We start from the raw sequence: 16,782 nt of genomic DNA, 5'->3' as shown, positions 1-16,782 counted from the left end.
CCCCGATGGTCGAGAAGATCGCGCCCGTCGCCGTGGATGCGATGGGGGGCGACCACGCCCCGGGCGCGATCGTACAAGGTGCCATTAACGCAGCGCGTAAGGGGCTGGCCGTCATCCTGGTCGGCCCTGAAGCGCGCGTGCGTGAGGAGCTCGCTCGCCACCGCGCCGGGCACGCGCTGCCCATCGAGGTGCATCACGCGGGCGAGGTGGTCGAGATGCACGACCACCCCGGCCAGGCGATGCGCCGCAAGCGCGACAACTCCATCCGCGTCTGCTTCGAGCTCGTGAAGGCGGGCAGGGCGAGCGCGATGGTGTCGGCCGGCAACTCGGGCGCGGTGATGGCGGGCGCGATCTTCGTGCTCGGCCGTCCGGAGGGCGTGGAGCGGCCGGCGATCATCTCGGTCCTGCCCGCGCTGAAGGGCGCCTCGATCCTGCTCGACATGGGCGCGGTGGTGGACTGCAAGCCCATCCACCTCGTGCAGTTCGCGCTCATGGGCGAGGTCTACGCGCGCCGCGTGGTCGGCGTGGCCCGCCCGAAGGTCGCCATCCTCGCGAACGGCGAGGAGGAGTCGAAGGGCACCGAGCTCACCCGCGCCGCGGCGGCCGCGCTCCGTGAGGCGCCCATCCACTTCGTCGGCTACTGCGAGGGGCGCGACCTCCTCACCGGCGAGGTGGACGTCATCGTCACGGACGGCTTCACCGGCAACGTCGCCCTGAAGACCATGGAGGGCACCGCCAAGGTGGTCGGCGAGTACCTGAAGCGCGCCCTCCGCTCGACGGCGGTGTCGAGCCTGGGCGGCCTCCTCTCGAAGGCCGCGCTCGACGGGATGAAGAAACGCCTCGACTGGCGCGAGGTGGGGGGCGCGCCGCTCGTGGGCGTGAACGGCGTCGGCTTCATCTCCCACGGCCGGTCGGACGCGCTGGCCGTCGAGAACGCCATCCGCCGCGCCCGCGACGCGGCCCGCACCCGCTTCACCGACGAGATCGCCCGGGCAGTCGCGCCCGCGGAGTCGCTCCTCGAGCGCGCCGCCGACCGCGCCGAGAAGGCGTCCACCCCCCCGCGCCGCGCCTCGTCGCACGACGCCTGATCCGAAAGGTAGAGATGCGCTCGTTCATCGCCGGTACCGGCTCTTACACGCCCGAGAAGGTCCTCACGAACAGCGACCTGGAGAAGATGGTCCAGACGAGCGACGACTGGATCGTCGAGCGGACCGGCATCCGGGAGCGGCACATCGCGGCGCCCGAGGAGGCGACGAGCGACCTCGCCGTGAAGGCGTCCATCCGCGCGCTCGAGGCGGCCGCGCTCGACCCCAAGGACGTCGAGCTGATCGTGGTCGGCACCGTGACCCCCGACTATCCGTTCCCGTCCACGGCGGCGGTGCTCCAGGGCCGGCTCGGCAACAAGAAGGCCTTCGCGTTCGACCTCTCCGCCGCGTGCGCGGGCTCGCTCTACGCGCTCTCCGTCGCCGATCGCTTCGTCGCGAGCGGCGCGGTGAACAACGCGCTCGTGGTCGGCGCGGACACGCTCACGCGCATCACGGACTGGACGGATCGCAACACCTGCATCCTCTTCGGCGACGGCGCGGGCGCCATGGTGCTGAAGCCGAGCACCGACCCCAAGCGCGGCATCCTCACGACGCGCCTCCACACCGACGGCTCGCTCGTGCCGATCCTGCTGCAGCCCGGCGGCGGGTCGCGCGAGCCGATCTCGGAGAAGCTCATCCGCGAGAAGTCGCACTTCGTGAAGATGAACGGCCGCGAGGTGTTCAAGATCGCGGTGCGCGCGCTCGTGGAGAGCTGCCAGGAGGTGCTCGCCGCCGAGCAGCTCACCACCGACGACGTGACCTGGGTCATCGCGCACCAGGCCAACAAGCGGATCCTGGACGCGACCCTCTCGCGGCTCGAGATCCCGGCCTCGAAGTGCTGGATGAACCTCGAGAAGTACGGCAACACCTCGGCGGCCAGCGTCCCCATGACGCTCGACGAGGCGAACCGCGCCGGCTGGTTCAAGAGCGGCGACGTGATCCTGATGATGGCCATCGGCGGCGGCATGGCGTGGGGCGCCAGCGTCGTCCGGTGGTAGGCGAGGAGACCGCACGAAGATGGGCAAGCTCGCGTTCGTCTTCCCCGGCCAGGGCTCGCAGGCCGTGGGCATGGGCAAGGATCTCCACGACCGGTTCCCGGAGGCGCGCGCCGTGTTCGACGCGGTCGACGCCGCGCTCGGCGAGCGGCTCTCCGCGCTCTGCTTCGAGGGTCCGGAGGATCGGCTCCGCCTCACCGCCAACACCCAGCCCTCGATCCTGACGGTCTCCGCGGCGGCGGCGGCGGTGCTCGCGGCGCGGGGGATCGCGCCCGACCTCGTGGCCGGCCACTCGCTCGGCGAGTACTCCGCGCTCGTCGCGGCGGGCGCCTGCGGCGCCGCCGAGGCCGCGGCGGCGGTCCGCGCGCGCGGCACGTTCATGCAGGAGGCGGTGCCGGCCGGGCACGGCGCGATGAGCGCGGTGCTCGGCCTCGACCCGGCTAAGGTGCGGGAGATCTGCGCCGCGGTGGCCGCCGAGACCGGCGAGGTCGTCTCGCCCGCCAACTACAACGAGCCCGCCCAGACCGTCATCGCCGGCGCCGCGGGCGCGGTGGAGAAGGCCGGCGTGCGCCTCAAGGAGGCGGGGGCGAAGCGCGTGCTGCCGCTCCCCGTGTCCGCCCCCTTCCACTCGGCGCTCATGGCGCCCGTGAAGGCGCGGCTCGAGCCGGTGCTGCGGGCCATCCCGTGGAAGGCGCCGCGCTGCCCGGTGGTGACGAACGTCGAGGCGAAGCCCAGCGAGGACGCGGCGCGCATCGTGCCCCTGCTCGTGGAGCAGGTGACGGCGCCGGTGCGCTGGATCGAGTGCGTCGAGGAGCTCGCGCGCCAGGGCGTCACCCGCGTCGTCGAGGTCGGACCGGGGAAGGTCCTCGCCGGCCTCGCGAAGCGCATCGACAAATCCCTCGAGGTGTGGAACGTCGAGGACGGCGCGTCGCTCGAGAAGACGCTCGCGGCGCTGCGGGCCTGAGAGGAGACGGGATGTTCGACTTCACCGGGAAGACCGCGCTCGTCACCGGCGCCTCGCGCGGCATCGGCCGCGCCATCGCCGTCGCGCTCGCGAAGGGCGGCGCGAGCGTCGCGCTCAACTACGCGGGCAACGAGGCCGCCGCGGCCGAGGCGCTCGAGCTCGTCCAGCGGGCGGGCGCGCCGCGGGCGAAGCTCTACCGGTTCGACGTCGCCGATCCCGCCGCGTGCAACCAGGCGGTCGAGGACGTGGTCGCGGAGCTCGGCGGGCTGCACGTGCTCGTGAACAACGCGGGCATCGCGGTCGACCAGCTCGTCATGCGCCTGAAGGACGAGGACTGGAACCGGCAGCTCCAGGTGAACCTCACCGGCGCGTTCAACCTCACGCGCGCCGTCACGCGCCCCATGATGAAGGCGCGCGGCGGCTCGATCGTGAACCTCACCTCGGTGGTCGGCGAGATGGGCAACGCCGGGCAGGCCGCCTACGCGGCGACGAAGGCCGGCCTCATCGGGCTCACCAAGTCCGTCGCCCGCGAGCTCGCCTCGCGCAACGTCCGCGTGAACGCGGTGGCGCCGGGCTACATCGAGACGGACATGACCGCGGCGCTGCCCGAGGCCGCGAAGACCAAGCTGCAGGAGCTCATCCCGCTCGCGCGGCTCGGCACCGCGGAGGACGTCGCGAACGCGGTGGCGTTCCTCGCGAGCGATCTGGCGTCGTACGTGACCGGCGAGGTCCTGCGGGTCAACGGCGGCATGTACATGTAGCCTCGCCATTTGCGGCGCGGCGCTTCAACGGCTTCACGGCTTCACGGCTTCACAACCAGGAGGAACGGAACATGACCACGGCGAACGTCGAGCAGAAGGTGAAGAACATCATCGCGGACCAGCTGGGCGTGGGCGAGGACGAGATCAAGATCACGTCCAGCTTCATCGAGGACCTCGGCGCGGACTCGCTCGACATCGTCGAGCTCGTCATGGCGATGGAGGAGGAGTTCGAGGTCGAGATCCCGGACGAGGAGGCGGAGAACATCAAGACCGTCCAGGACGCGGTGAACTACATCACGACCCACAAGAAGTAGACGCGAGACCAGGACCCCGGGCCTCCGCGCCCGGGGCGCAGCTCAAGCTTCTCCATCGAGGTGAACAGCATGACCAGGCGCCGTGTCGTCGTCACCGGGCTCGGTCTCGTCTCCCCCGTGGGCATCGGGGTGGACGAGTCGTGGGCCGCGCTCGTCGCGGGAAAGAGCGGCATCGGGCCGATCACCCTGTTCGACGCGTCCACCTTCCCCACCCGCATCGCGGGCGAGGTGAAGGGCTTCGATCCGACGAAGTTCATGGATCGCAAGGAGGCGCGCCGCAACGACCGCTTCATCCAGTTCGCGCTCGCCGCGGCCGACATGGCGATGAAGGACGCCGGCCTCGACATGGCGAAGGTGAACGCGGAGCGGGTGGGCGCCATCGTCGGCGCCGGCATCGGCGGCCTCGGCACGATCGAGGAGGAGCACAAGACCTTCCTCGAGAAGGGCGTCCGGAAGATCGGCCCCTTCTTCATCCCGAGCCTCATCATCAACCTCGCGCCCGGCCAGATCAGCCTGAAGTACGGGATGAAGGGCCCGAACTTCTCGCCCGTGTCCGCCTGCGCGACCGGCAACCACTCCATCGGCGACGCGACGCTCTACATCGAGCGCGGGCTCGCCGACGTGATGATCACCGGCGGCTGCGAGGCGACCATCACGCCGCTCGGCATCGGCGGATTCTGCGCGGCGCGCGCGCTGTCCGAGCGCAACGACGCGCCGGAGAAGGCGAGCCGGCCGTTCGACAAGCACCGCGACGGCTTCGTCGCCGGCGAGGGCTCCGGCCTCCTCATCCTCGAGGAGTACGAGCACGCGCGGCAGCGCGGGGCGCGGATCTACGCCGAGGTGGTGGGCTACGGCGCGAGCGCCGACGCGAACCACATCACCTCGCCCGCCCCCGAGGGCGAGGGCGGCCAGCGCGCGATGCGCATGGCGCTCGGCGACGCGGGGATCTCCCCCGACCAGGTGGGCTACGTGAACACGCACGGCACCTCGACGCCGGCGGGCGACGTGGCGGAGTGCCAGGCGATCGCGAAGGTGTTCGGCGAGCACGCGAGGAAGGGCCTCATGGTGTCGTCGACGAAGTCGATGACCGGGCACCTGCTCGGCGCCGCCGGCGGCCTCGAGGCCGTGGTGTCGGTCCTCGCGCTCGCGCGCGGCGTCCTGCCCCCGACGATCAACGTCGAGGAGCAGGATCCCGAGTGCGCGCTCGACGTCATCCCGAACCACGCGCGCGAGGCCCGCATCGACTACGCCATGTCGAACTCCTTCGGGTTCGGCGGCACGAACGCGGTGCTGATCTTCAAGCGGGTCTGAGTTGAGCTGACCCGCGGCCGGTCCCGCCCTGCGGACCGCGGCCGCCCAGGAGGCCGAGCGCCCGCCGGGCGCTCCGCTCCGTCGCCCCGACGAGAGGGGGCGACGGGGGGCGGCCGGTTGTGGAAGAATGCCGCCCCTTCCGGAGGACTCCATGGCGGAACGTGTGATCGCGGGCTCGGACCACGCGGGGCTGTCGCTCCGCGCCGAGGCCGTGAAGGTGGCCCGCGAGGCGGGGTACGAGGTCGAGGACCTCGGCCCGTTCTCGGGCGAGAGCGTCGACTACCCCGACTACGCGCGCCAGGTCGCCGAGGCGGTGGCCGCGGGCCGCGCGCGGCTCGGGCTCCTCGTGTGCGGCACCGGCATCGGCATGTCGATCGCGGCGAACAAGGTCAAGGGGGCGCGCGCGGCGCACTGCGCCTCCGAGTACGAGGCGCGCATGGCGCGGCTCCACAACGACGCGAACGTCCTCTGCATCGGGGAGCGGGTCGTGGGGCTCGGGCTGGGCGCCGCGATCGTGAAGGCGTTCCTCGAGACGCGGTTCGAGGGCGGCCGCCACGAGCGGCGCGTCCAGAAGCTGAAGGACATGGAAAAGTAGGCAGCAGGGCGGTATGTACGCCGCTCGCCCGAGGAGATCTTCCAGATGATGCCGACGAAGCCCCTGGCCGACGCCGACCCCCAGATCGCGCAGCTCATCCGCGAGGAGACCCGCCGCCAGGCGGAGGGGCTCGAGCTCATCGCGAGCGAGAACTTCGTCTCGCCGGCGGTGATGGAGGCGATGGGCTCGACCCTCACGAACAAGTACGCCGAGGGTTACCCCGGCAAGCGCTACTACGGCGGCTGCGAGGTCGTCGACAAGGTCGAGCAGCTCGCCATCGACCGCGCGAAGCAGCTCTTCGGCGCCGAGCACGCGAACGTCCAGCCGCACTCGGGCTCGCAGGCCAACATGGCGGCGTACTTCGCGCTCGCCGCGCCGGGCGACACGGTCCTCGCCATGAGCCTCAACTTCGGCGGGCACCTCACCCACGGCTCCCCGGTGAACTTCTCCGGCAAGCTCTTCAAGATCGTCCCGTACGGCCTCAAGCAGGCGGACGAGACGATCGACATGGACGAGGTCGCGCGCCTCGCCCGCGAGCACCGGCCGAAGGTGCTCATGGTCGGCGCGAGCGCGTATCCGCGCACGCTCCACTTCGACCGGTTCGCCGAGATCGCCCGCGAGGTCGGCGCCGCGATGGTGGTGGACATGGCCCACATCGCGGGCCTCGTCGCGGCAGGGCTCCACCCGAGCCCCGTCCCGCACGCGGAGATCGTCACCTCCACGACGCACAAGACGCTGCGCGGTCCCCGCGGCGGCCTCATCCTGACCCGCGAGGCGCACGCCAAGATCCTCAACTCCCAGATCTTCCCGGGCATCCAGGGCGGGCCGCTCGAGCACGTCATCGCCGCCAAGGCGGTCGCGTTCCACGAGGCGCTCCAGCCGAGCTTCAAGGAGTACCAGCGGCGGATCGTCGAGAACGCGCAAGCGCTGGCGGAGGGGCTCAAGAAGGCCGGCCTGCGGCTCGTCTCCGGCGGCACCGACAACCACCTCATGCTCGTCGACCTCCGCCCGAAGAAGCTCACCGGCAAGATCGGCGAGGAGGCGCTCGGCAAGGCCGGGATCACCGTGAACAAGAACATGATCCCGTGGGATCCCGAGAAGCCGATGACGACCTCGGGCATCCGCGTCGGCACCCCCGCGCTCACGACCCGCGGGATGGGCCCGGCCGAGATGACGGCGGTGGCCGCGCTCATCGGTCGCGTGCTCGACGCGCCCGCCGACGAGAAGGTCCTCGCCGGGGTGCGCGGCGACGTGCGCGCGCTCTGCGCGCAGTTCCCGATGTACCAGGACCGGACTTAGGGATCGCCGCGCGGACGGCCGCTCGTGGCGCGCCGCGCGGTGCCCGCGGAGACGCCGATGCGCTGCCCATGGTGCGGACACCTCGAGGATCGGGTCGTCGACTCGCGCGAGGCGCAGGAGGGGCAGGCGACCCGGCGGCGGCGGGAATGCCTGGGGTGCGCTCGGCGGTTCACGACCTACGAGCGGATCGAGGAGATCCTGCCGCACGTCGTGAAGAAGGACGGCCGGCGCGAGCCGTTCGACCGCAAGAAGATCGTCGAGGGCGTCGCGCGGGCCTGCCAGAAGCGGCCGGTCTCCGCGGAGCAGATCGAGGCGCTCGTCGCGGGCGTCGAGCGCCAGGTCCAGGAGCTCGGCGAGCGGGAGATCCGCACCGTCGCGATCGGCGAGGCGGTGATGCAGCGCCTGCGGAAGCTCGACGAGGTGGCGTACGTCCGGTTCGCGTCGGTCTACCGCGCGTTCCGCGACGTCGGGGAGTTCATGACGGAGCTCGAGGGGCTCGCCCGCAGGGAGCCGGGCTCCAAGCCGGGAGGAGAGGGGACGCGATGAGCCGGGTCGCCGCCGGCGGCCGCCGGACGCCGGCGCGCCGCGCCCCCCGCACCGCCGCCCGCTTCGACCGCGCGGTGGCCGAGCGCTTCATGGACGTCGCGCTGCGCGAGGCGGAGAAGGGGCTCGGCCGCACCAGCCCGAACCCGGCCGTGGGCGCCGTGCTCGTGAAGAACGGCCGGGTGGTGGCCCGCGGCCATCACTCCCGCGCGGGCGGTCCGCACGCGGAGGTGGTCGCGCTGCGCGAGGCGGGCGCGCGCGCGCGCGGCGCCGACCTCTTCACGACCCTCGAGCCGTGCGACCACTTCGGCCGCACGCCGCCCTGCTCGGTCGCGCTGATCGAGGCCGGCGTGCGCCGCGTGGTGGTCGGCTCGGCGGATCCCAACCCGCTCGTGAACGGGAAGGGGGTCGCGCGCCTCCGGGCGGCCGGCGTCGAGGTCGTGACCGGGGTGCTCCGCGACGCCTGCGACGAGCTCAACGCCCACTGGTTCACCTACATCACGGAGCGGCGCCCGCACGTGACGCTCAAGGCGGCGGTCACGCTCGACGGCAAGATCGCGACGCGCACCGGCGACGCGCGCTGGGTGACGGGCGAGGCCGCCCGCCGCTGGGTGCACCGGCTGCGGGACCGGGTGGACGCGGTGCTCGTCGGGAGCGGGACCGCGCGCGCGGACGATCCGCGCCTCACCACGCGGCTCCCCGGCGGCCGCGGCCGCGATCCGCTCCGCGTCGTCCTCGACACCGATCTCTCGCTCCCCGGCGACCTGAACCTCTTCCGCCAGCGCTCCGCCGCGCCCACCCTCGTCGCCCACGCCGCCCCGCGCACCCGCGACCTCGGCCGCAAGGTCGAGCTGCTCCGCTGCAAGCGGGGCGCGGGCGGGATCGACCTCAAGGACCTGCTCGCCCAGCTCGCGGCGCGGGGCGTGACCCACCTGCTCGTGGAGGGCGGGGCGCGGGTCCACGCGCGCTTCCTCGAGGAGGGGCTCGTCGATCGGGTCGCCATCTTCGTCGCGCCCAAGATCGCCGGAGGCGACGGCATCCCGCTCGTCGCGGGGCGCGGGCCGGCGCGGATGGCGGACGCGCTCTCGCTCACCGACGTCTGCGTCGAGCGGGTGGGCGACGACGTGCTCGTGACCGGAATCCCCTCCCGCCGCGGCCCGCGTGGCCTGTTGGCGAAAAACCCCCGGCGGGGCTAGGATTCGCCGCGAATGTTCACCGGTCTCGTCGCGGACTTAGGCGTGGTCGAGGCGGTCCTGCCCCGGCAGGGCGGCGCTCGGCTGACCGTACGTCCCCGCACGCTCCCCGTCGACGAGCTCGTCCTCGGCGAGAGCGTCGCGTGCTCGGGCGCGTGCCTCACCGTGGTCGAGCGCGGCGGCGGCCGGGTCTCGTTCGACGCGGTGCCGGAGACGCTCTCGCGGACGACGCTCGGCGGGTGGCGCCCCGGCACGACGCTCAACCTCGAGCGCGCGCTCGCGGTGGGCGAGCGGCTCGGGGGGCACCTCGTGCAGGGGCACGTCGACGCGGTCGGCGAGATCCTCCAGCGCCGGCCGGAGGGGCAGGGTGCGCGGCTCACGATCTCGCTGCCCGCGGCCATCGCGCCGCTCGTGGCCGAGAAGGGCTCGATCGCCGTGGACGGGGTGTCGCTCACGGTCGCGGCGGTGACGCGCGATCGCTTCGAGGTGGCGCTCATCCCCGAGACGCTCGCGCGCACGACGCTCGGCGAGGCGGGGCCGGGGACGAAGGTGAACCTGGAGGCGGACGTCATCGCGCGGCACGTCGCGCGGCTGCGCGAGCTCGAGGGGCCCAGCGCGGCCGACCTCTCGCGCTGGGGCTACGGCACGAGGAGCGGACAGTGAAGGACCACGCGGCGCACGCCGTGGAGCGCGTGGAGCGGGCCATCGCCCACATCCGCGCGGGCAAGCTGGTGATCCTCACGGACGACGAGGATCGCGAGAACGAGGGCGATCTCTGCATGGCCGCGGAGAAGGCCACCCCCGCCGCCGTGAACTTCATGGCGAAGTACGGGCGCGGCCTCGTCTGCCTGTCGCTCACCGAGGAGAAGGTCCGGGCGCTGCGCCTGCCGCTCATGGTGGACGAGAGCGCGAACTCCTCCTCCTTCGGCACCGCATTCACGGTGTCGATCGAGGCGAAGGAGGGCGTCTCCACCGGGATCAGCGCCAAGGACCGGGCCCACACGATCCTCACCGCGGTGCGCGACGACGCCCGCCCCGAGGATCTCGCCCGGCCGGGCCACGTCTTCCCGCTCCGCGCGCGCAAGGGCGGCGTGCTCGTGCGCGCCGGCCAGACCGAGGGCTCGGTGGACCTCGCCCGGCTCGCGGGGATGAAGCCCGCGGGCGTCATCTGCGAGGTGATGAACGACGACGGGACGATGGCGCGGATGCCCGAGCTCGAGAAGCTCTCCGCCGAGCACGACCTGCCCATCGTCTCGGTCGCCGACCTCATCTCCTACCGGATGCTGAAGGACACGCTCGTCCGGCGGGCCGCGGACGCGCCGCTGCCGACCGAGTACGGCGAGTTCCGGGCGGTGGCGTACGAGAACGACGTCGACCGGCATCAGCACGTCGCGCTCGTGAAGGGCAAGTGGCGCGAGGGCGAGGCGGTGCTCGTCCGCGTGCACTCGAAGTGCCTCACCGGCGACGTGTTCGGGAGCGAGCGCTGCGACTGCGGCCCGCAGCTCCAGGCGGCCCTGCGCCAGATCGAGCGCGCGGGGAAGGGCGTCCTGCTCTACCTCGACCAGGAAGGCCGCGGGATCGGGCTCGCGAACAAGCTCAAGGCGTACAACCTCCAGGACGAGGGGTACGACACCGCAGAGGCGAACGTGCGGCTCGGCTTCAAGCCGGACCTGCGCGACTACGGCATCGGCGCGCAGATCCTCCGCGACCTCGGCGTGCGGAAGATGCGGCTGCTCACGAACAACCCGAAGAAGATCATCGGGCTCGAGGGCTACGGCCTCGAGGTCCTGGAGCGCGTGCCCATCGAGATGCCCGCCACCCGCCGCAACCGCGCGTACCTCATCACCAAGCGGGACAAGATGGGCCACCTCCTCACGCTCGCGCCCCCGGCGCCGGCGCGGAAGACGGCGTCCCGTGCGAAAGGAAGGAAGCGATGAACTTCTACGAAGGCTCGCTCGTCGCGACCGGGCTGAAGGTCGGGCTCGTGGTCGCGCGGTTCAACTCGCTCGTCACCGAGCAGCTCCTGCTCGGCGCGGCAGACGTGCTCCGCCGCCACGGCGTGAAGGACGCCGACATCGACGTGTTCCGCTGCCCGGGGACCTTCGAGCTATCCTCGCTGCTCCGGCGCGTCGCGCGGAGCGGGCGCTACGACGCGGTGGTCGCGCTCGGCGCGGTGATCCGGGGCGGCACGCCGCACTTCGAGTACGTGGCCGGCGAGGCGACGAAGGGCGTCGCGCAGGTCGCGCTCGAGGCCGAGTGCGCGGTCTCGATGGGGATCCTCACCTGCGACACGATGGAGCAGGCGCTCGAGCGCGCCGGCGTGAAGGCCGGCAACAAGGGTGCCGAGGCGGCCGTCGCCGCCATCGAGCAGGCGAACGTGCTGAGGGAGGCGGGGAAGGTCCCGTCTCCGCGCCGGGCGGAGTGAACGTGTCGCTGAAGCGTACGAGAGCGCGGGAGCGCGCGCTGCAGGCGCTGTACCAGATCGACGTCGCCGCCGAGGGCATCGATGAGGCCCTCGCGCGGTTCTGGAAGAGCTTCGAGCCGGTGGAGCGGGAGGTGATGGAGCTCGCCGAGGGGTTCGTGCGCGGGGTCGCCGCGCACCGCCGCACCCTCGACGACACCATCGAGCAGGTCTCGTCGCACTGGCGGCTCGATCGCATGGCCAAGGTGGATCGCAACGTGCTCCGGCTCGCGACGTACGAGCTCCTCGAGACGGACGTGCCGATCAAGGTGGCGATCAACGAGGCCATCGAGCTGGGCAAGAAGTACGGCTCGGAGAGCTCGGGCGCCTTCGTGAACGGCGTCCTCGACAAGATTGCCGCCGGCCTTCCGCCCGAGCGGCGCCGGGCGGACCGGTAGGAGAAGGGATCGGCGTGGCGCTGAAGATCGAGGTGGCGGACCTGGGGCTCCCGGCGATCGACGCGCTCGACGTGGACGCCGTCGGCGTCTTCGTCGGGCCCGAGCGGCCGCTGCAGGGGTTCGCGGGCTTCATCGACTGGCGGATGTGCGGCGCCATCTCGCGCACGATCCGGAACGAGCTGTTCCACGCAGGCCGCGGCGAGGCGCTCCTCTTGCCGACCGGGGGCCGGATCGCGCCCACGCGGCTGTTCTGCTTCGGGCTGCCGGACGCTCCGCTCACGCCCGAGGCGTTCCTGCCCGCGGCGCGCGCCGGGCTCGAGGCGCTCGCGCGGGCGGGCAGCGAGGCCTTCGCCGTCGCCATGCCCCCGCTCGCCGGGGGCGACCCCGCGCTCGCGGCTCGCCTCTGGCTCGAGGCGAGCCTCTCGCGCCCCGTGCGGCGCCAGGTGCTCCTCGGCGACGCGCGCCAGCTCCAGCGGGAGCTCGCCGCGGCGCGCAACACGCTCGCGGTCGAGGTCGAGGTCATCGCCCCACCCTCGCGGGTCGAGATGCCGCGGCGCGCGCGCGCGCTGCCGCACGTGGGCGGCGTCCTCCGCTGACGCCCGCCCCGCGTCCCGTTCCGGCGCGGGCGTGAGGGGACGCTCCGCGTCCGAGTCCCCGGGCCGCGTGCGCCGCACGCCCCGAGGCGGACGTTGAACCGCGGGGGAAGACCCGGTGTCATCATGAGCAGGGTGCGCGCGGGGGCGGCGAGGTCGGCCCGCTCGGGCGCGCCACGGACCGATGCGCGGGCGCGTGCGCCGGATCGCGGTAGGGGTGCTCCCGCCGCTCTTGCTCGGGGCGGCCGCGTGGTCGCTCCACGCGGAGCTGCGCGGCTTCCACGTCCGGGACATCGAGCGCGGGCTCTCCGCGCTGCCCCGCCTGGCGGTCGCGGTCGCCGTCGCCGTGACGCTCGCCGACTACCTGCTGCTCGGCGCGTACGACCTCCTCGCGCTGCGCTACGCGAACCGGCGGCTCCCCTACGGGCGCGTGGCGTTCACCTCGTTCATCGCCTACGCCTTCGGGAACAACGTCGGGTTCGCGCTCCTGTCCTCGAGCTCGGTGCGGTTCCGCCTCTACTCGCAGTGGGGGCTCGCCCCGGCGGAGATCGCCAAGGTGGTGGGCTTCACCGCCGCCCAGCTCTGGGCGGGGCTGTTCCCGCTCCTCGGGCTCGCGCTCCTCTCGGGGGTGCCGGTGCCGCTCCCCGCGGCCGTCGCGCGCGGGCTCGGCGTCGCGTCACTGGCGGTCACCGCCGTGTACCTCGTGCTCGCGGCGCGCGGGCGAGAGCTCCGGCTCGGCGGGACCTCGGTGACGCTCCCGTCGCTGCCGCTCGCCGCCGCCCAGGTGGCGGTGTCGGCGGCGGACTGGGTGCTCGCCGCGATCGTGCTGCACGTGCTCCTGCCCTCGACCTCGCCGCTCTCGCTCCCCGGCCTCGTCGGCCTGTTCGTCGCCGCGCAGGTGGCGGGGCTCGCCTCGCAGCTCCCCGGCGGGGTGGGCGTGTTCGACGCGATCGTGCTCGCGGCGCTCACGCCCGCGGTGCCCGCGCCGCAGGTGCTGTCGAGCCTGGTCGCGTACCGGGTCGTCTATTACCTCGGACCCTTCGTCCTCGCGTTCGCGCTCCTCGCGGTGAACGAGGTCGTGGTCCGGCGCGAGCGCCTGGGCCGGGTGCTGCGGGGCGCGCACGCCTCCTTCGCGCCGGTCGTACCCTGGCTGGCGGCGGCGGGGAGCATGATCGCGGGCGCGGTGCTGCTCGTGTCCGGCGCCACCCCCGCCGAGGCCGCGCGGCTCCACCTCCTGCGGCGCACCGTGCCGCTCGCGCTCCTCGAGGCGTCGCACCTCATCGGCAGCCTCGTCGGCACGGCGCTGCTCCTGCTCGGGCGCGCGCTGGCACGGCGGCTCGACGGCGCCTGGGTGCTCGCCGTGGGGCTCCTCGCGACCGGCGCCGTCGCCTCCCTGGCGAAGGGGCTCGACTGGGAGGAGGCGACGCTGCTCACCGCCATCCTCCTCGCGCTCCTGCCGTTCCGGCGCCAGTTCTACCGGCGCAGCGCGCTCCTCGACGTGCCGCTGTCGTCGGGCTGGATCTCCGCCGTGCTCGTCGTCATCGGGGCCTCGGTGTGGATCGGGCTCTTCGCGTACCGGCACGTCGACTACTCGCGCGACCTCTGGTTCGACTTCGCCTTCCACGCCGACGCCCCGCGCTTCCTCCGCGCCTCGGTGGTCGGGGTCTGCGCCGTCGTACTCTACGGCGTCGTGCGGCTCATGCACCCCGCGCCGCCCGAGCCCGCGCCGCCCGGCGAGGCGGAGCTCGCGCGGCTGCGTCCCATCGTCGATCGGGCGCAGGACTCGACCGCGCACCTCGCGCTGCTCGGCGACAAGCCGATCCTCTTCGGCGAGGACGGCGCGTCGTTCCTCATGTACGGCGTGGAGGGGCGGACCTGGTGCTCCATGGGGGATCCCATCGGCTCGAAGCGGGCCGCGACCGAGCTCGCGTGGCGCTTCCGCGAGCTCTCGGACCGTCACGGCGGGTGGGCCTGCTTCTACCAGGTCGGCCCCGGCGCGCTCCCGCGCTACCTCGACCTGGGCCTCGCGATCTACCGGCTCGGCGAGGAGGCGATCGTCCCGCTCCCCGCGTTCTCGCTCGACGGGCCGGAGCGGCGGCCGCTCCGCCAGGCGTTCAACCGCGCCGAGCGCGAGGGGCTCTCGTTCGAGCTCGTCCCGGCGGAGCGGGTGCCGTCCTTGCTCCCGGAGCTCGCGCGCATCTCCGGCGCATGGCTGGCGGACCGGAGCACGCGGGAGAAGGGCTTCTCGCTCGGCTACTTCGACGAGCGTTATCTGAAGGAAGGCCCGGTCGCCCTCGCGCTCCTGGGGGGCCGCCCCGTCGCCTTCGCGAACGTCTGGGCGGGGACGCGCAAGGCCGAGCTGTCGGTGGACCTCATGCGCCACGAGTCCGACGCGCCGCGCACGACGATGGACTTCCTGTTCGTGTCGCTCATGCGCTGGGGACGCGCCGAGGGGTACGAGGCGTTCAACCTGGGGATGGCGCCGTTCTCGGGGCTCGAGGACCGCATGCTCGCGCCCCTGTGGATGCGGCTCGGCGCTCGCCTCTACCGCCACGGCGAGTACTTCTACAACTTCCAGGGACTGCGTCAGTACAAGGAGAAGTTCGCCCCGGAGTGGCGGCCGCGCTTCCTCGCCGCGCCGGGGGGGCTCCGGCTGCCGCTCGTGCTCACGAACGTGGCGGCCCTCGTCTCGCGCGGGCTGAAAGGGGTGGTGTCCCGATGATCCCGCTCGTCGTCGCCGCGCTGCTCGGGGCGAGCGCGCCGGCCCAGCCGCCCGTGAGCGCGTCTCCGCGCACGTTCGAGATGCGAGGCTTCGGCGCGGTCCACGTCCACGCGCCCGAGGACCATCCGCGCCGCGTGGTGGTGCTCCTGTCCGGCGAGGGCCCGGGCGTGCGCGAGGGGCGGCGTGCCCTCGCGGAGGCGCTCGCCGCCCGCGGGGCGCTGGTGCTCGCGGTCGACACCGCCGGCTACCTCGCCCGCCACCGCGAGCACCGCTGCGTCTACCCCGCGGGCGATCTCGAGGCGCTCGCGCAACACCTCGAGAAGGAGCTCGGGCTCGAGGAGTACGTCCGGCCGTACGTCGTCGGGCACTCGCAGGGCGCCGCGGCGACGTGGGCCGCCCTCGCCCAGGCGCCCGAGGGCACGTTCGCGGGGGCGGTCGCGCTCGCGCCGTGCCCGGGCAAGCCGCTCGGGGTGCCGCTCTGCGCCGGCGCGGGGCCGGCGCCGCGCAGCACGCCCCAGGGCGACCTCCCCGCGGACGGCGCCCGTCCGAGCGCGCCGCTCGCGATCGTGGCCGGCGCGAAAGACCGCGCCTGTCCTGCGGCGAGCGCGCAGGCGTTCGGGCGCGGCCGCGCCCTCGCGGTGACGGTCCTTCCCGGAGTCGGCCACGCGCTCGTGCCGGTGTCGAGCTGGGCCGCGGCCGCCGGGGACGAGATCGACCGCATCGAGGCGCAGTGTGACGCCGCCGAGGCGGCTCCGTCGCGGCCGGCGGCGGGAACGCCCGCCGCGCCGCCGCGAGCGGAGGCGCAAGCCGCCGGGGGAGACCGGCCCCCCGACCCCGCGCCGCCGGCGGCCGCAGCTCCGCCCCCCGACGTGAAGAACCTGCCCCTCGTCGAGGTCCCCGCGGCGAAGCCTGGACCGCGCCTCGCCGTGCTCCTCACCGGCGACGGCGGGTGGGTCGGGCTCGACAAGGGGATGAGCCGCGCGCTCTCCGACGTCGGTGTCTCGGTGGTCGGGCTCGACTCGCTCCGCTACTTCTGGCGGCGGCGCACGCCCGACGAGACCGCGAAGGACGTCGCGCGGATCTTCGCGCACTACGGCGCAGCCTGGGGCCGGCGGGAGCTGGTCCTCATCGGCTACTCGCGCGGCGCCGACATCGTGCCGTTCGTCGCCACGCGCCTCCCGGCCGACCAGCGGGCCGCGCTGAAGCTCGTCGCGATGCTCGGCCCGCAGACCTTCGCCGAGTTCGAGGTCCACATGGTGGATCTGTTCTCGTCGGTCCGGCGGAGCGCGGCGACCTCGACGGAGGCCGCCGTGCGCGCCTCGGGCGGCGCGACGAGGTTCCTGTGCGTGCAGGGCGCGGACGAGAGCGACAGCCTCTGCCCGCACCTCGTGGACCTGCCCTGGGTCGCCCGCGTCGTGCTCCCGGGCGGTCACCACTTCGATCGGGACTACGCGAACCTCGCGCGCATCGTGAACGACGCGGCGAGCGGAACCGCCCCGGGCGCGGGCGCCCCGTCGTCCCCATGATGCAGTCGGTACGCGCCGCCGG

At 73.4% G+C, this 16,782-nt stretch carries 17 protein-coding genes; all 17 read left to right on the top strand.

The window, feature by feature from the left end:
- The first annotated feature begins 5 nt into the window (after positions 1 to 5).
- The 17 genes from plsX (at position 6) to MLV88_RS04625 (ending at position 16,760) form a co-directional block, all read left to right on the top strand.
- Positions 6 to 1,088 (top strand): phosphate acyltransferase PlsX, encoded by a 1,083-nt coding sequence (gene plsX, locus MLV88_RS04705; protein ID WP_242336873.1) that lies wholly within the window; start codon positions 6 to 8, stop codon positions 1,086 to 1,088.
- A 14-nt stretch (positions 1,089 to 1,102) separates the two neighbouring features.
- Positions 1,103 to 2,083, top strand: coding sequence for a beta-ketoacyl-ACP synthase III (locus MLV88_RS04700; RefSeq protein ID WP_242336876.1), 981 nt, complete (start codon positions 1,103 to 1,105; stop codon positions 2,081 to 2,083).
- A 19-nt stretch (positions 2,084 to 2,102) separates the two neighbouring features.
- Positions 2,103 to 3,044, top strand: a complete 942-nt coding sequence (gene fabD, locus MLV88_RS04695) for an ACP S-malonyltransferase (protein WP_242336878.1) — start codon at positions 2,103 to 2,105, stop codon at positions 3,042 to 3,044.
- Positions 3,045 to 3,055: 11 nt separating this feature from the next.
- Positions 3,056 to 3,805 (top strand): 3-oxoacyl-[acyl-carrier-protein] reductase, encoded by a 750-nt coding sequence (gene fabG / locus MLV88_RS04690; protein ID WP_242336881.1) that lies wholly within the window; start codon positions 3,056 to 3,058, stop codon positions 3,803 to 3,805.
- Positions 3,806 to 3,876: 71 nt separating this feature from the next.
- The gene (acpP, locus tag MLV88_RS04685; protein WP_012097538.1) at positions 3,877 to 4,119 is read left to right on the top strand and encodes an acyl carrier protein; all 243 of its coding nucleotides are present in this window, start codon (positions 3,877 to 3,879) and stop codon (positions 4,117 to 4,119) included.
- A gap of 69 nt (positions 4,120 to 4,188) precedes the next feature.
- A complete protein-coding gene (fabF, locus tag MLV88_RS04680) occupies positions 4,189 to 5,430 on the top strand; it encodes a beta-ketoacyl-ACP synthase II (protein WP_242336884.1) in 1,242 nt (413 codons plus the stop codon).
- A gap of 151 nt (positions 5,431 to 5,581) precedes the next feature.
- Positions 5,582 to 6,025 carry a ribose 5-phosphate isomerase B gene (rpiB, locus tag MLV88_RS04675; RefSeq protein WP_242336887.1) on the top strand — a complete coding sequence of 148 codons (444 nt, stop codon included), beginning with the start codon at positions 5,582 to 5,584 and terminating at the stop codon, positions 6,023 to 6,025.
- A gap of 45 nt (positions 6,026 to 6,070) precedes the next feature.
- Positions 6,071 to 7,324 (top strand): serine hydroxymethyltransferase, encoded by a 1,254-nt coding sequence (gene glyA, locus MLV88_RS04670; protein WP_242336890.1) that lies wholly within the window; start codon positions 6,071 to 6,073, stop codon positions 7,322 to 7,324.
- 57 nt (positions 7,325 to 7,381) lie between these two features.
- Positions 7,382 to 7,870 carry a transcriptional regulator NrdR gene (gene nrdR, locus MLV88_RS04665; protein ID WP_242336893.1) on the top strand — a complete coding sequence of 163 codons (489 nt, stop codon included), beginning with the start codon at positions 7,382 to 7,384 and terminating at the stop codon, positions 7,868 to 7,870.
- Complete coding sequence (ribD, locus tag MLV88_RS04660; protein WP_242336896.1) at positions 7,867 to 9,063, top strand: bifunctional diaminohydroxyphosphoribosylaminopyrimidine deaminase/5-amino-6-(5-phosphoribosylamino)uracil reductase RibD; 1,197 nt, start codon at positions 7,867 to 7,869, stop codon at positions 9,061 to 9,063. Before nrdR ends, ribD begins: the two co-directional genes overlap by 4 nt.
- A gap of 12 nt (positions 9,064 to 9,075) precedes the next feature.
- A complete protein-coding gene (locus tag MLV88_RS04655; protein WP_242355649.1) occupies positions 9,076 to 9,723 on the top strand; it encodes a riboflavin synthase in 648 nt (215 codons plus the stop codon).
- Positions 9,720 to 10,997, top strand: coding sequence for a bifunctional 3,4-dihydroxy-2-butanone-4-phosphate synthase/GTP cyclohydrolase II (locus MLV88_RS04650; RefSeq protein ID WP_242336902.1), 1,278 nt, complete (start codon positions 9,720 to 9,722; stop codon positions 10,995 to 10,997). The genes MLV88_RS04655 and MLV88_RS04650 overlap by 4 nt, the downstream gene beginning before the upstream one ends.
- Positions 10,994 to 11,485: a 6,7-dimethyl-8-ribityllumazine synthase gene (gene ribH, locus MLV88_RS04645; protein ID WP_242336905.1), complete on the top strand. Its 492-nt coding sequence runs from the start codon at positions 10,994 to 10,996 to the stop codon at positions 11,483 to 11,485. Before MLV88_RS04650 ends, ribH begins: the two co-directional genes overlap by 4 nt.
- 2 nt (positions 11,486 to 11,487) lie before the next feature.
- On the top strand, positions 11,488 to 11,919 hold the full coding sequence (gene nusB / locus MLV88_RS04640) for a transcription antitermination factor NusB (RefSeq protein WP_242336909.1): 432 nt from the start codon (positions 11,488 to 11,490) through the stop codon (positions 11,917 to 11,919).
- 14 nt (positions 11,920 to 11,933) lie between these two features.
- Entirely contained in the window at positions 11,934 to 12,515 is a 582-nt protein-coding gene (locus MLV88_RS04635) for a M17 family peptidase N-terminal domain-containing protein (protein ID WP_242355647.1), read from the top strand.
- A gap of 193 nt (positions 12,516 to 12,708) precedes the next feature.
- On the top strand, positions 12,709 to 15,234 hold the full coding sequence (mprF, locus tag MLV88_RS04630) for a bifunctional lysylphosphatidylglycerol flippase/synthetase MprF (protein WP_242355645.1): 2,526 nt from the start codon (positions 12,709 to 12,711) through the stop codon (positions 15,232 to 15,234).
- Positions 15,231 to 16,760 (top strand): AcvB/VirJ family lysyl-phosphatidylglycerol hydrolase, encoded by a 1,530-nt coding sequence (locus MLV88_RS04625; RefSeq protein WP_242336917.1) that lies wholly within the window; start codon positions 15,231 to 15,233, stop codon positions 16,758 to 16,760. The genes mprF and MLV88_RS04625 overlap by 4 nt, the downstream gene beginning before the upstream one ends.
- Positions 16,761 to 16,782: the final 22 nt, after the last annotated feature.

This window comes from Anaeromyxobacter soli (assembly GCF_022808855.1).
Classification (GTDB): Bacteria; Myxococcota; Myxococcia; order Myxococcales; family Anaeromyxobacteraceae; genus Anaeromyxobacter; species Anaeromyxobacter soli.
This window is presented reverse-complemented; position numbering and strand designations above follow the sequence as displayed.